A 12,743-nucleotide genomic window follows, 5' to 3' on the forward strand; every position below is an offset into this window, starting at 1 on the left:
AAAAGCCGGGCTGAACCCGGCTTTTCTATGGATATGCCCATTACAATTCTGTCATTGGGCGGGGGCGGGCGCCGCAGGAGCCGGCGCAGCAGGTTCGGCGGGCTTGGCCGGTGCGGCACCTTCCGCAGGCTTGGCTGGCGCGGCACCCTCGGCTGGTTTGGCCGGAGCCGCACCTTCAGCCGGCTTGGCCGCATCGGCCGAAGCGCCGGGCGTCGGCAGCGGCTTGGGATTGTCCGACAGCGTGCGCAGATAGGCGATGACGTTGGCGCGGTCCTCGTCCTTCGGCAGGCCGGCAAAGCCCATCGCCGTGCCCTTAATGAACTTCTTCGGCGAGGTGATGAAGTGGTTGAGGTTGTCGTAGGTCCACTTCTCGGCGCCGCCCTTGGAAAATTCCTTCATGCCGGCCGAATAGGCAAAGCCTGCATGCTCGGCCACCGGACGGTCGATCAAGTCCCACAGGTCGGGGCCGACCTTGTTCGGGCCGCCCTTCTCGCCGGAATGGCAGGCCTGGCATTTCTTGAACACGGCCGCACCAGCTTCGACATTGGCGGTGGCGAGCAGATCGGCGATCGGCTTGGCTTCCGCCGCGGGAGCTGCCGGACCGCCTTCGGTGGGCTCGGTGGCCTCGATGATGAAGCCGGGCTTTTCCGGGGCGGGGGAGGCAAACAGCGCATCGGACACAAGGCCGACCGAGAAGACCACGAACACGGTTCCGAGCAGCCCGCCGATCAGCTTGTTGATTTCGAAAGAGTCCATACGCCCCAGGCTCCCTTTTCCGGCGGACCGATCCGTCCACTCCGTCCGTCGGTATCGTGACCCAGCCCTCGGAGCCGGTCAAATCGGGCGGAAACTAGGTCTTTTGCTCCGGCGTTGCAACACCTATAAGGGCGCTTCCAGTGAGACCTTTTGCCACTTTTCCCATCCTCTTTTTCGAACGCTTGCCGTCGTCATGTCCACACTGATCCTCATCCCGGCCCGCATGGCCTCGACCCGCCTGCCGGGCAAGCCGCTGGCCGACATCGCCGGCGCTCCGATGATCGTCCATGTCGCCCGCCGCGCGGCGGATGCCGGGCTTGGCCGGGTGGTGGTCGCCACCGATACGCAAAGCGTCGCCGACGCGGTGCGCCTGCACGGCTTCGAGGCTGTCATGACGCGCACGGACCACGAATCGGGCTCCGACCGCATCTTCGAGGCGCTGACCACCCTCGACCCCGGGCGCAAGGTCGAAACCATCGTCAACGTGCAGGGCGACCTGCCGACGATCGATCCCGATACGATCAATGCCGCGCTGAAGCCCTTCGATGATCCGGCGGTGGACATCGCCACGCTCGGCGTCGAGATCGTCCGCGACGAGGAAAAGACCAATCCCAATGTCGTCAAGATCGTCGGCTCGCCCCTGTCAGGGACGCGGTTGCGGGCGCTCTATTTCACCCGTGCCACCGCACCTTGGGGCGAGGGGCCGCTCTATCACCACATTGGCCTCTATGCCTACCGCCGGTCAGCGCTAGAGCGCTTCGTCGCGCTGAAGCCATCGCCGCTGGAGCGGCGCGAGAGACTGGAGCAATTGCGGGCGCTGGAGGCCGGCATGCGCATCGACGCCGAGATTGTGCAGTCGCTGCCGCTCGGCGTCGACACGCCGGAAGATCTGGAACGCGCCAGAACCATCCTTTCAATCTGAGACATTTCAACCGAGACATTTGGCATGCCTGAAAAGACCAACAGAATATCCTTCCAGGGCGAGCCGGGCGCCAATTCCGACACCGCCAGCCGCAACATGTTCCCTGATATGGAGCCGTTGCCGTGCCCGACCTTCGAGGATGCCTTCAATGCCGTCGAGACCGGCAAGGCCGACCTCGCCATGATTCCGATCGAGAACACCATCGCCGGACGCGTCGCCGACATCCATCATCTCCTGCCGGAATCGAAACTGCACATTATCGGCGAGTATTTCCTGCCGATCCATTTCCAGCTCATGGTTTTGCCTGGCGTCAAGCGCGACGAGATCAAAACCGTGCACAGCCATATCCATGCGCTCGGCCAATGCCGCAAATACATCCGCAAGAACGGCTGGAAGGCGATCGTCGCCGGCGACACGGCGGGCGCCGCCAAGCAGGTCGCCGCGGTGAAGGACCGCACCATGGCGGCGCTTGCGCCGGCCCTGGCCGCGACGCTCTATGGGCTCGACATCATCGAGGAGAATGTCGAGGACACCGACAGCAACGTCACCCGCTTCGTCGTGCTGACCAAGAACAGGCAATGGGCCGAACGCCCCTCGGCCGACACCAAGATGATGACGACGTTCATCTTCCGCGTCCGCAACGTGCCGGCCGCGCTCTACAAGGCGATGGGCGGTTTCGCCACCAACGGCATCAACATGACCAAGCTGGAGAGCTATCAGCTCGGCGCCTTCACGGCGACGCTGTTCTATGCCGATATCGAGGGCCATCCCGACGATCCGCTGGTCAAGCTGGCGCTCGACGAGCTGCGCTTCTTCTCGCGCGAAATGCGGATCTTGGGTGTCTATCCAGCCAGCGAATCGCGCGAGCAATGGAAGGTGGCGGATTGAGGCGCGTAACCCGCGTGCCCTCGGCCCGGGCGTCGGCGCAAGCCAAAATCAGAGCAGGCCGAGCGGCACGTAGTCGATCTCCATGAAGGCCTCGACCTCCGGGATCCAGCGGTCGCGAACGAAGGCGACATGGTCGGGATGGTCGTTGTAGCCGGTATAGGCCCGCTGGTCGGCGAACTCCATCGAGAAGCCGAAACGAAAATCGTTCTTGGGGCTGACCTGCCGCAACTGCTCGAAATGCGTGACGCCCTTAATCCCCGTGAGGATCTTCTTGGCGTCGGTCAGGAACCGTTTCTCCTCGATCGAGTGCGGCTTGTGCTTCAGCGTGAACACGACGGTGTGACGGATCATTTCGTTCTCCCTGCGTTACGCGCTGTCTGCCCAGGCGCGGATGAGGTTATAGGCGATCGCTCCCTTCGGCGGCGTGAACAGATTGCCGGGATGCTCCTTGGCGAGCATCGAACGCACCTCGTCGCGATAAAACCAGCGGCAGTCTTCCAGCTCGTTGAGATCGGCCTGGATGTCGTCGTTGAGCGGCTCGCCGAAGCAGCCGATCATCAGCGAATAGGGGAACGGCCAGGGCTGGCTGGCGTGGTAGACGACGCGGCCAAGCCGGATGCCGGCTTCCTCCAGCGTTTCGCGGCGCACCGCCGCCTCGATCGTTTCGCCGGGTTCGATGAAGCCGGCAAGTGCCGAATACATGCCCGGCGCGAAATGCCGCCCGCGGCCGAGCAGGCATTTTTCGGGCGTCGCCGTCAGCATGATCGCCACCGGGTCGGTGCGCGGAAAATGCTCGGTGCCGCAGGCCGGGCAAAGCCGCTTGTAGCCGCCGGCCCGCATTTCGGACTCCGTGCCGCATTTGCTGCAGAAGCGGTGGCTCGCATGCCAGGCGAGCAGTGCGGCCCCTTGCGCCAGCGCGCCGGCCGCCGCTTCGTCGATCAGCCCCTGCATATAGACCGAACGGTAGTCGATGGCCTTGATCGCCTCCGGCAATTGTTCGGGCTCGATGCCAGCGGGCACGGCAAGCACCGGGCCATGTTCGGAAAAGCCGAGCAGGACGCCACGGTCGAGCGGTGCCTGAAGCGGCTGGCTCTCGTCGGCGCCGAACCAGGGATCGAAGCCGCCGTCTCCGGGTTTCAGATAGAGCCGCCCACCATGCATCAGCAAAAGCCTTGTCGTTGGATCGGCGAGCGCCTTTTCGACGGAATCGTCGGCGCGGTTTTCGGATTGCCGGTCAATTGTGTTGCCGGCGAAGCCGACGAACTGGCTCGGCTCGCGCAAGGGCGCGTCAAACAGGCGGAAGCTCATGGGGGACTCGGGCAAAACTCAGGGATGGACACAAGACAGGCTTATAACGCTGCCTTGATCGTTTCGGCAAACCGGCGCAGGTCCGAGCGCTGGTAAGGCTCGCGCATGCCGTGCCCCCACACCGGGCCTGGCCAGCCGGGATCGCCTTCCGAGCGGGCAATGACGTGGACATGCAACTGGCGCACGATGTTGCCGAGCGCGCCGGTGTTGATCTTGGTGCAGCCGGTCACGCGCTTCAGCGCCTGCGCCACCATATTGGTCTCGAAGGTCAGCATCGCCTGGTCGAGCGGCGTCATGTCGTGGATTTCCTCCGCGCCCGGCCGCTGCGGGACCAGCAGCAGCCACGGCCAGCGCCGATCGTTCATCACCCGCAGCTCGCACAGCCCAAGCCACATGAGCTGCTCGCTGTCTGCCTCCAGGCGGGTATCCAGCGTGAATCCGGCCTTGAGGCCCGGCAGCATCGGCGTTTTCCTCGCTTTGTAGTTTTTTTCTCAAGCTCATGAACGCTAGAGCGGCTGCCAAGAGGCCGCAAGAGGCCTGCAAGCGAATCATTGGAGCAATCGCTTCAGGTCGGCGCTGCCCTCGTCGCTCTGCCGGGCACCTGGAACATTCCGAAACAGGCGCCATCGGCGAAGCCGTCGATCATTCCCGCAAGGAAGTAGATCGGATGTCGCCTTGGTTTTCGCCAATCTCCAAAACCGAAGGCGTGCAAATTTGTTCTCGCTTTGTGCCCGCAATTATGCTACACATTTCGGCAGGGTGCTGATTTGCGCCGATGACCTGCCGCCAAGGCGGGTTTTGTTTCAGCCTTTGGCTCCATCCCGGCTGATTGGTCCTGCGCTCTTGCATTTCACCGCCGAATTGCCGATATGGAAAGCGGGAGGTTGGTGGTGGACGATCCACTCGCCAACCGGGTCAGGTCCGGAAGGAAGCAGCCCTAACGAGCCCGGAACGGGTCATTGTTCCAGCCTCCCGCCTCTTCGCCTTTCTCCCGCGACATTGACGGCGCCAAGCCCTGCGGGCGAGACTACGGGCAGGAATCGGCCGCCTTGCAGACGTGGCCTTTGGAGCTTTACGGGCGAATGAGCGAAGCCGGAAATTCGGGAACCGACCGAGCGATTCAAGGCGGGGCCGTCGCCTATCGCGTTCTGGCGCGCAAATACCGTCCTTCGAATTTCTCCGAACTGATCGGCCAGGAGCCGATGGTCCGAACCCTGACCAACGCCTTTGCAACCGGCCGCATCGCCCAGGCCTGGATGCTGACAGGCGTGCGCGGTGTCGGCAAGACGACGACGGCGCGCATCCTGGCGCGGGCGCTCAATTACAGGACGGCCGAGATCGACCAGCCTTCGGTCGACCTTTCCGTGCCCGGCGAGCATTGCCAGGCGATCATGGAAGGCCGCCATGTCGACGTCATCGAAATGGACGCCGCCTCCCACACCGGCATCGACGACATCAGGGACATCATCGAGCGCGTGCGCTATGCGCCGGTCTCGGCCCGCTACAAGGTCTACATCATCGACGAAGTCCACATGCTCTCCACCCAGGCCTTCAACGGCTTGCTGAAGACGCTGGAAGAGCCGCCGCCGCACGTCAAATTCATCTTCGCCACCACTGAAATCCGCAAAGTGCCGATCACCGTGCTGTCGCGCTGCCAGCGCTTCGATCTCAGGCGTATTGATCCGGCGGTAATCAAGACTGATCTTGGTCGCATTGCCGGCCTCGAAGGCATCGATGCCGAGGATCAGGCGCTGGCGATGATTGCGCGGGCCGCCGAGGGGTCGATGCGCGACGCGCAATCGATCCTGGACCAGGCGATCGCCCACGGCGCCAGCAAGGTCACTGCCGAGGCCGTGCGCGCCATGCTGGGGCTGGCCGACCGCGCCCGCATTGTCGACCTGTTCGAACATGTGATGAAGGGTGACGTGGCCGCTGCCCTTGCCGAGTTCCGGGCCCAATATGACATCGGCGCCGATCCGGCCGCGGTGCTGACCGACCTTGCCGAGTTCAATCACCTCGTCACCCGTCTGCGTTTCGTGCCGACAGCCCTTGAAGATGCCTCGCTGTCCGAGGACGAGCGCCGGCGCGGCGCCGACTTCGCCAGGGCGCTGTCGGTCAGGGTGCTGTCGCGGACCTGGCAGATGCTGCTCAAGGGCATTCCCGAAGTGCAGTCTTCCAACCGGCCGGTCAGCGCCGCCGAAATGGTGCTGATCCGGCTGGCGCATGCCGCCGACTTGCCGACACTGGACGAGGCGCTGAAGTCGCTGGAGGGCGCGGGCCCGAACGGCGCGCCGCGTTCGAACGGGGCGCCGGCAAGCTCCGGCCCGATAAATTCTGGCCAGGCAAGTTCTGGTAATGGCGGCGGCGCCAGCACCGTGACCCAGACGCGGATGCCAGCGGCCACTGGCGGCGCGCAGACGATGCGGCTGGTCGAGCCCGAACCCATGCCGGTTGCCTTTGTTGCACCGCCAGAGCCGGTCGTCGAGACCCCGCCGGTGCCGGTCAAATCGCTGGCCGACATCGTCGCCCTTGCCGACGCCAATCGCGACATGGCTTTCAAGGTGCTGGTGAAGCGCTGCGTGCGCCCGGTGCGCATCGAGCCCGGCCGCATCGACGTCAGCCTGACCGCCGACGCGCCGAAGATGTTGCTCAACGATCTGACCGCCAAGCTGCGCGCCTGGACCGGCCGCAACTGGCTGGTGTCGCTGTCGAAGGAAGAAGGCGGCCAGACGCTGGCCGAGATGGAATCGACAAAGCGCGAAAATGCCTTCCTCGATGCCAAGAGCGACCCGACCGTTGCCGCCATCCTCGCGCGGTTTCCCGGCGCCAAGATCATCGATGTGCGCATTCCCGACGCGCCGGAAGCCGATGAGGCCGAGGCCGAAATGCCGGTCGAGCCGGCGGCGGACGACGACGAAACCTGACCAACCGTGTGAACCTGCAAAGGATCGGACCATGAAAGATCTTCTCGGCTTGATGGGCAAGGCGAAGGAAATGCAGGCCAAGTTCCAGGCCATGCAGGATGAGATCGCCACGCTGGAGGCTACCGGCCAGGCCGGCGGCGGACTGGTCAACGTGACGCTGACCGGCAAGTTCGAGATGAAGTCGCTGAAGATTGACCCGTCGCTGTTCAAGGAGGACGAGGTCGAGATCCTGGAGGATTTGCTCCTCGCCGCTCACAATGACGCCAAGAACAAGGTCGAGCAGGTCATGCAGGAGAAGACCAAGGCGCTGACGGCGGGATTGCCGATACCGCCGGGAATGAAGCTGCCGTTCTAGGATCGGGATCCGGCCATGCCAGCGGCGCCCGTGACCGAAGACCCTTCCGCCAGGCTGATAGAGCAGCGCGTCCGAAACAGGATCTATGAGATCCTGGAAATCCTCGCCGACTGCGACAACGGCGTGGATCTGGTCGGGATCAGCGGTTATCTCAATCTCTTCGAGGATTTCGTCCACCGCCCATCGATCGAGTCCGGCATGTCGGCTCTTTCGAGGGACGAACGCGCGATCGTGCTGGAAATCGCCGATTTTCTCGAAGCAGCCTGCGCGGCAACCCCTGACTTCACCAAAGCCGAGTTCGTCGAGAGTGACTGGCCGCGTCAGATAGCGCCCAAAGCAAGGGATGCACGGCTGCTGTTCCTGCAACGCGGGCTGTTTTCGGAGGCGTTCGAAGAGGCCGAACCCGGGCAACGGTTCGTGCCGTCAGCCAATTGAACCTGCTCCTTATCGGGTGTGGCTATTCTGCCACCTTCCACTTAATAACCCTTTAGCCATCTTTTTGCCTGAAAGTGTCTCATTCTTGCCGCAACCAGGGGCGGGCTGGGCAGCAGAAACGAGGGGACACTTTTGATCTCTACCCCATGGAAGATGCCGTTGTTGCTCGGCGTCGTCACTTCTCCGTTGTTTTTGGCCGCCTGCAGCCAGACCACTTCGCACGGCATGTCCAGCCTGACTGATGCGATAACGCCGAGCTTCCTGAGTTCGCGGGCCTATGGTTACACGCCGAAGGACAAGGAATGCCTGCAGCGGGCGATGTTTTTCGAATCCAACCGGTCGAGCCGTGACGGCATGATTGCCGTCGGCACGGTGGTCATGAACCGGCTGCGCTCCGGCAAGCACGGCAGCACCATATGCCAGGTGGTCGGCGAGCGCGGCCAGTTCGCGCCGGGCGTGATGACGCGGCCGATGAATTCCAAGGCGATGCCCGATGTCGAGGAAGCCGCCGAGGCCGTCCTCAAGGGCGAGCGCAAGGCCAAGCTGAAGAACACGATGTTCTTCCACACCGCCGGCCTGCGTTTCCCCTACAAGAACATGCACTACACCATGGTTGCCGGCGGCAACGCCTTCTACGAGAAGCGCGGACGCAACTGGCAGCCGCTGCCCGACGAGCCGATGGTCGCCGTGGCCCAGGCTGCGCCGCGAACGTCGGCGCCCACCGCTCCGGTAACGCTCGTCGCCTCCGCCGCGCGGGTGAGGGTGGCCAATGCAACATCCTCCAGGATGACTTCGGACAAGGCGACCCCCACCCAGGCAACCTATGTGACTGCAGCCGCATCATGGCCGGCAAGGCCCGCAAAGGCCGCTCTCGTGAACGCGACCGCCAAGCAGGAGAGGCCTGAGACCATCGTGGCATTGCAAGAGCCGATGCAGGAACCGGACGCGGCCCGCTTCGGTGGCACTGCCGCACCGCCACCTGTCACCGCATCCCAGGCGGCGCCGGCCGAGCCGACAATGGCGTTTGAATCGACGCCCGAGAACACCGATGCCATCGCTGCGATGATCGTCGGCCAGACCCGTCCGCTGGAGGAGAACTGACGGCCAAGGGTTCTTGCGATCGCCTTGGCAGCAGTGTGCTTGCCGTTGATTGGGATACGCTGTTGTAGTGTTCCAAAGCGCGCGGAAAAATCCTAAACCGATGCGATGTCCAAGCGAATCGCCGGTCCCGAGATCGAACGCCTGATCCAGCTCCTGGCCAAGGTGCCGGGGCTCGGTCCCCGCTCGGCCAGGCGCGCGGCACTCCATCTCATCAAGAAGAAGGAGCAGTTGCTGTCGCCGCTCGCCGTCGCCATGAGCGAGGCGGTCGACAAGGTGCGCATCTGCTCGACCTGCGGCAATGTCGATACTTCGGACCCTTGCATGATCTGCACCGATCCTCGCCGCGATGCCGGCACGCTCATCGTCGTCGAGGACGTCTCCGACTTGTGGGCGCTGGAGCGGGCGGCGGCCATGAATGTGCGCTACCACGTGCTTGGCGGCACGCTGTCGCCGCTCGACGGCATCGGCCCCGAGCAGCTCAACATCCGCTCGCTGGTCGATCGTGTCGCCGGTGGCGAGGTCAAGGAGGTCATCCTCGCCGTCAACGCCACGGTCGAGGGCCAGACCACGGCGCATTACCTGACTGATCAGCTCTCCGGCTTCGAGATCAAGGTGACACGGCTGGCGCATGGTGTGCCGGTCGGTGGTGAGCTCGATTATCTCGACGAAGGCACGCTGGCCGCGGCGCTGCGCTCGCGGACGGCGTTTTGACGGGGTGGGGGAAGGAACCTGAGATGACTGCGTTCCTTCGCGCCCCCCTCTGTCCTGCCGGACATCTCCCCCACGAGGGGGGAGATTGGCAGCTTCGCGGGCGGCGCTTCCCTTCCAACGTTCGTGATTGGCGAAAGTGGAAACGACAGCCAATCTCCCCCCGCGTGGGGGAGATGTCCGGCAGGACAGAGGGGGGCGCCGTAGAGCGCGCGCTTCGCGGATTGGTCCTCATTCCCTTTCTGGTTACACTCGTCCTCCTTCTCGCCACCCCTGCCTCCGCAGCACCAATCGACGACCAGTTCCGCGCCTGGCTGCAGAACGACCTCTGGCCCGAAGCCAAGGCAAAAGGCATCTCCGAGAAAACCTTTGATACCGCCTTCGACGGCGTGAAACCGAACCTCAAACTGCCCGACCTCGTGCTGCCGGGAAAGAAGGCGACGACGCCGCGGAAGCAGCATCAGGCGGAGTTCGGTTCGCCCGGCGCCTATTTCGCCGAAAAGACGGTTCGCGCCGTCACATCGGGCGGCCGGACGCGTGAGGCGGCCAATGCCAGGACGCTGGCCGCGATCGAGGAGCGCTACGGCGTGCCGGGCGAGGTGCTGCTGGCGATCTGGGGCCGCGAGACCGGCTTTGGCGCGGCGAAGATGCCCTACGACGCCTTTGAAGTGCTGGGCACCAAGGCGTTCATGTCGACAAAGAAAGCGTTCTTTCGCACCGAGCTTTTGGCGGCGTTGGAAATCGTCGAGCGCGGGCTGGCTCCGGTCGGCGCGATGAAATCGTCCTGGGCGGGCGCGCTCGGCCAGCCGCAATTCATGCCGACCTCCTTCCTCAAACACGCTGTCGATTTCGACGGCGACGGCCGCGCCGACATCTGGAATTCGGTACCGGACACGCTGGCCTCGATCGCCAATTATCTCGTGCACTACGGCTGGGTGAAGGGCCGTGGCTGGGGCTTCGAGGTGACGGTGCCCGAGAGCGTTTCCTGCTCGCTCGAAGGCCCCGACCAGGGCAAGAAGATTTCCGAGTGGGCGGCGATGGGCATCAAGCGCGTCGGCGGCAAGGCGTTCCCGGCGAGCGAGTTGAAGAAGGAAGGATTTCTCTTGATGCCGGCCGGCCGCAGCGGTCCGGCCTTCATCGCCACGCCGAATTTCTACGTGCTGAAGCAATACAACACCAGCGACCTCTATGCCCTGTTCATCGGCCATGGAGCCGACCGCATCGCCAATGGCGACAGCAATTTTTCGGGCAGCTGGGGCGCGGTCGGCGGTTTGCACAGGTCTGATATCGCCGCCCTGCAGCGGGCACTGGAAGCCAAGGGCTATGATGTCGGCAGCGCAGACGGCCTGCCCGGGTTCAAGACGCGCCGGTCGATCGGCAAATGGCAGGCCAAGAACGGCCAGGCAGCCACCTGTTTTCCCGACGCCGATCTGGTCGCGGCGATTAAGTAGCTGGGAAAACAGCACATTTCCTGTTTACCGACGACCATTGATGGGTATTGCCGGTCGCTCGCCGTAGCTATTTTGGCTGCGGTGGGCGGGTTGCAAAATGCTCGTTGCCGGGCTTGCGGTCGCCGGATATGGTGTGGACCAACTGGACAAAAATTGCCACGATAACGGGTCCAGGGCCATCGTTCGGGCCGGCATGAGAACATTTCAACCTGAGCCGGGAACTCAGGTCAACAAAACAGGGAACAATCGCCATGATGATGGAAAAGTTTGCTCTTCGCTCGCGTACCTTGCTCGCCGGCGCGGCCATGTCCGCGCTGCTTCTGGCCGGCGCGCCCGCCCTTGCCGTGACCCCCGCCGATACGCTGGTCGAAGGCTTCGCGATCGACGACATCATCTCCATGGATCCGGGCGAGGCGTTCGAGCTGTCGACCGCCGAGGTCACCGGCAACACCTATGATCTTCTGGTCCGCCTCGACCTCAGCGACACCTCCAAGGTCAAGGGCGATCTCGCCGAGAGCTGGACCGTCTCCGACGATGGCCTGGTCTATACCTTCAAACTCAAGCCCGGCCTGAAATTCGCTTCGGGCAATCCGATCACGGCGGCCGACGTCGCCTATTCCTTCGAGCGCGCCATCAAGCTCGACAAGAGCCCGGCCTTCATCATCGGGCAGTTCGGCATCAGCGGCGACAATGTCGCCGAAAAAGCCAAGGCCGTCGATGACACCACCTTCCAGTTCACGGTCGACAAGGCCTATGCGCCGAGCTTCGTGCTGAACTGCCTGTCGGCGACCGTCGCCTCGGTCGTCGACGCCAAGCTGGTCAAGGAACATGTGGCGACGGTGACGCCGAGCGCCGACTACAAATGGGACAATGATTTCGGCAATGCCTGGCTGAAGACCGGCTATGCCGGCTCCGGGCAGTTCAAGCTGCGTGAATGGCGCGCCAATGAAGCCGTCGTCATGGAGCGCAATGACAACTATTTTGGCGAAAAGGCCAAGCTCGCCCGCGTCATCTACCGCAACATGAAGGAAAGCTCGGCACAGCGCCTGGCGCTCGAGGCCGGCGACATCGACGTTGCCCGCAACCTCGAGCCGAACGACCTCGACGCCATCGCCAAGAACGCCGATCTCACCTCGACCAGCGCGCCGAAGGGGACGGTGTACTACATCAGCCTCAACCAGAAGAACCCGAACCTCGCCAAGCCGGAAGTTCGCCAGGCGTTCAAATACCTGGTCGACTATGACGCACTGAGTTCAACCATCCTCAAAGGCATCGGCGAGATCCACCAGACCTTCCTGCCCAAGGGCGTCCTCGGCGAGCTCGACGAGAACCCGTTCAAGTTCGACGTCGCCAAGGCCAAGGAACTGCTGGCCAAGGCCGGCCTGCCGGACGGCTTCAGCGTGACCATGGACGTGCGTACCGGCCAGCCGACCACCGGCATGGCGGAATCGATCCAGCAGACGCTGGGACAGGCCGGCATCAAGCTGGAGATCATCCCCGGCGACGGCAAGCAGACGCTGACCAAGTATCGCGCCCGCAACCACGACATCTATATCGGCCAGTGGGGCCAGGACTATTTCGATCCGAACTCCAATGCCCAGACCTTCGCCTCGAACCCCGACAATTCGGATGAAGGCAAGACCAAGACGCTCGCCTGGCGCAATGCCTGGGACATCCCGGATCTGACCAAGGAAACCGAGGCCGCCCTGCTCGAGAAAGATTCGGCCAAGCGCGCGGCGATGTACCAGGAACTTGAAAAGAAGATCCTCGACACCAGCCCCTTCGTCGTCATTCACCAGCAGCTGGAAGTGGCCGGCCTGCGCAAGAACCTCAAGGGCTTTGCGCTCGGCCCGAGCTTCGACACCAACTTCGTCGGGCCGGTCTCCAAGGAGTGA

Annotated in this window: 13 protein-coding genes and 1 other RNA gene; 10 read left to right on the plus strand and 4 right to left on the minus strand. The window is 63.5% G+C overall.

Going from position 1 to position 12,743, the window contains the following annotated elements; translation table 11 throughout:
- Positions 1 to 51: 51 nt before the first annotated feature.
- Entirely contained in the window at positions 52 to 756 is a 705-nt protein-coding gene (locus C9427_RS12095; protein ID WP_107649398.1) for a c-type cytochrome, read from the minus strand.
- Positions 757 to 949: 193 nt separating this feature from the next.
- Between C9427_RS12095 and C9427_RS12100 the strand changes: the two genes are divergently transcribed.
- Together C9427_RS12100 and C9427_RS12105 are read left to right on the plus strand one after the other, a co-directional pair.
- Positions 950 to 1,678, plus strand: coding sequence for a 3-deoxy-manno-octulosonate cytidylyltransferase (locus tag C9427_RS12100; protein WP_107649399.1), 729 nt, complete (start codon positions 950 to 952; stop codon positions 1,676 to 1,678).
- 24 nt (positions 1,679 to 1,702) lie between these two features.
- Positions 1,703 to 2,566, plus strand: coding sequence for a prephenate dehydratase (locus C9427_RS12105; RefSeq protein ID WP_107649400.1), 864 nt, complete (start codon positions 1,703 to 1,705; stop codon positions 2,564 to 2,566).
- A 48-nt stretch (positions 2,567 to 2,614) separates the two neighbouring features.
- On the opposite strand, the gene C9427_RS12110 is transcribed toward C9427_RS12105, so the two are convergent.
- Genes C9427_RS12110 through C9427_RS12120 form a run of 3 tightly spaced genes read right to left on the minus strand, consistent with a single transcriptional unit; the run spans position 2,615 to position 4,335 of the window.
- Positions 2,615 to 2,917, minus strand: a complete 303-nt coding sequence (locus C9427_RS12110) for a Dabb family protein (RefSeq protein WP_107649401.1) — start codon at positions 2,915 to 2,917, stop codon at positions 2,615 to 2,617.
- A 15-nt stretch (positions 2,918 to 2,932) separates the two neighbouring features.
- Positions 2,933 to 3,874, minus strand: coding sequence for an NAD(+) diphosphatase (gene nudC / locus C9427_RS12115; protein ID WP_107649402.1), 942 nt, complete (start codon positions 3,872 to 3,874; stop codon positions 2,933 to 2,935).
- Positions 3,875 to 3,915: 41 nt separating this feature from the next.
- Complete coding sequence (locus tag C9427_RS12120; RefSeq protein WP_107649403.1) at positions 3,916 to 4,335, minus strand: HIT domain-containing protein; 420 nt, start codon at positions 4,333 to 4,335, stop codon at positions 3,916 to 3,918.
- Positions 4,336 to 4,753: 418 nt separating this feature from the next.
- Here C9427_RS12120 and ffs point away from each other — a divergent pair.
- The 8 genes from ffs to C9427_RS12165 all read left to right on the plus strand — a co-directional run bounded on the left by ffs (position 4,754) and on the right by C9427_RS12165 (position 12,743).
- Positions 4,754 to 4,850: signal recognition particle sRNA small type (gene ffs / locus C9427_RS12125), an RNA gene on the plus strand.
- A gap of 106 nt (positions 4,851 to 4,956) precedes the next feature.
- Complete coding sequence (locus tag C9427_RS12130) at positions 4,957 to 6,798, plus strand: DNA polymerase III subunit gamma/tau (protein ID WP_107649404.1); 1,842 nt, start codon at positions 4,957 to 4,959, stop codon at positions 6,796 to 6,798.
- 31 nt (positions 6,799 to 6,829) lie between these two features.
- Positions 6,830 to 7,153: a YbaB/EbfC family nucleoid-associated protein gene (locus C9427_RS12135; protein WP_097576964.1), complete on the plus strand. Its 324-nt coding sequence runs from the start codon at positions 6,830 to 6,832 to the stop codon at positions 7,151 to 7,153.
- A gap of 15 nt (positions 7,154 to 7,168) precedes the next feature.
- Positions 7,169 to 7,588 carry a hypothetical protein gene (locus tag C9427_RS12140; RefSeq protein ID WP_167434325.1) on the plus strand — a complete coding sequence of 140 codons (420 nt, stop codon included), beginning with the start codon at positions 7,169 to 7,171 and terminating at the stop codon, positions 7,586 to 7,588.
- Between the two features lie 132 nt (positions 7,589 to 7,720).
- Positions 7,721 to 8,689: a cell wall hydrolase gene (locus C9427_RS12145; RefSeq protein ID WP_107649405.1), complete on the plus strand. Its 969-nt coding sequence runs from the start codon at positions 7,721 to 7,723 to the stop codon at positions 8,687 to 8,689.
- Positions 8,690 to 8,794: 105 nt separating this feature from the next.
- The gene (recR, locus tag C9427_RS12150; protein WP_107649406.1) at positions 8,795 to 9,400 is read left to right on the plus strand and encodes a recombination mediator RecR; all 606 of its coding nucleotides are present in this window, start codon (positions 8,795 to 8,797) and stop codon (positions 9,398 to 9,400) included.
- Positions 9,401 to 9,573: 173 nt separating this feature from the next.
- On the plus strand, positions 9,574 to 10,848 hold the full coding sequence (locus C9427_RS12160) for a lytic murein transglycosylase (RefSeq protein ID WP_107649407.1): 1,275 nt from the start codon (positions 9,574 to 9,576) through the stop codon (positions 10,846 to 10,848).
- A gap of 251 nt (positions 10,849 to 11,099) precedes the next feature.
- Positions 11,100 to 12,743, plus strand: coding sequence for an ABC transporter substrate-binding protein (locus C9427_RS12165; RefSeq protein ID WP_107649408.1), 1,644 nt, complete (start codon positions 11,100 to 11,102; stop codon positions 12,741 to 12,743).

The organism is Mesorhizobium helmanticense (assembly GCF_003034915.1).
Classification (GTDB): Bacteria; Pseudomonadota; Alphaproteobacteria; order Rhizobiales; family Rhizobiaceae; genus Mesorhizobium; species Mesorhizobium helmanticense.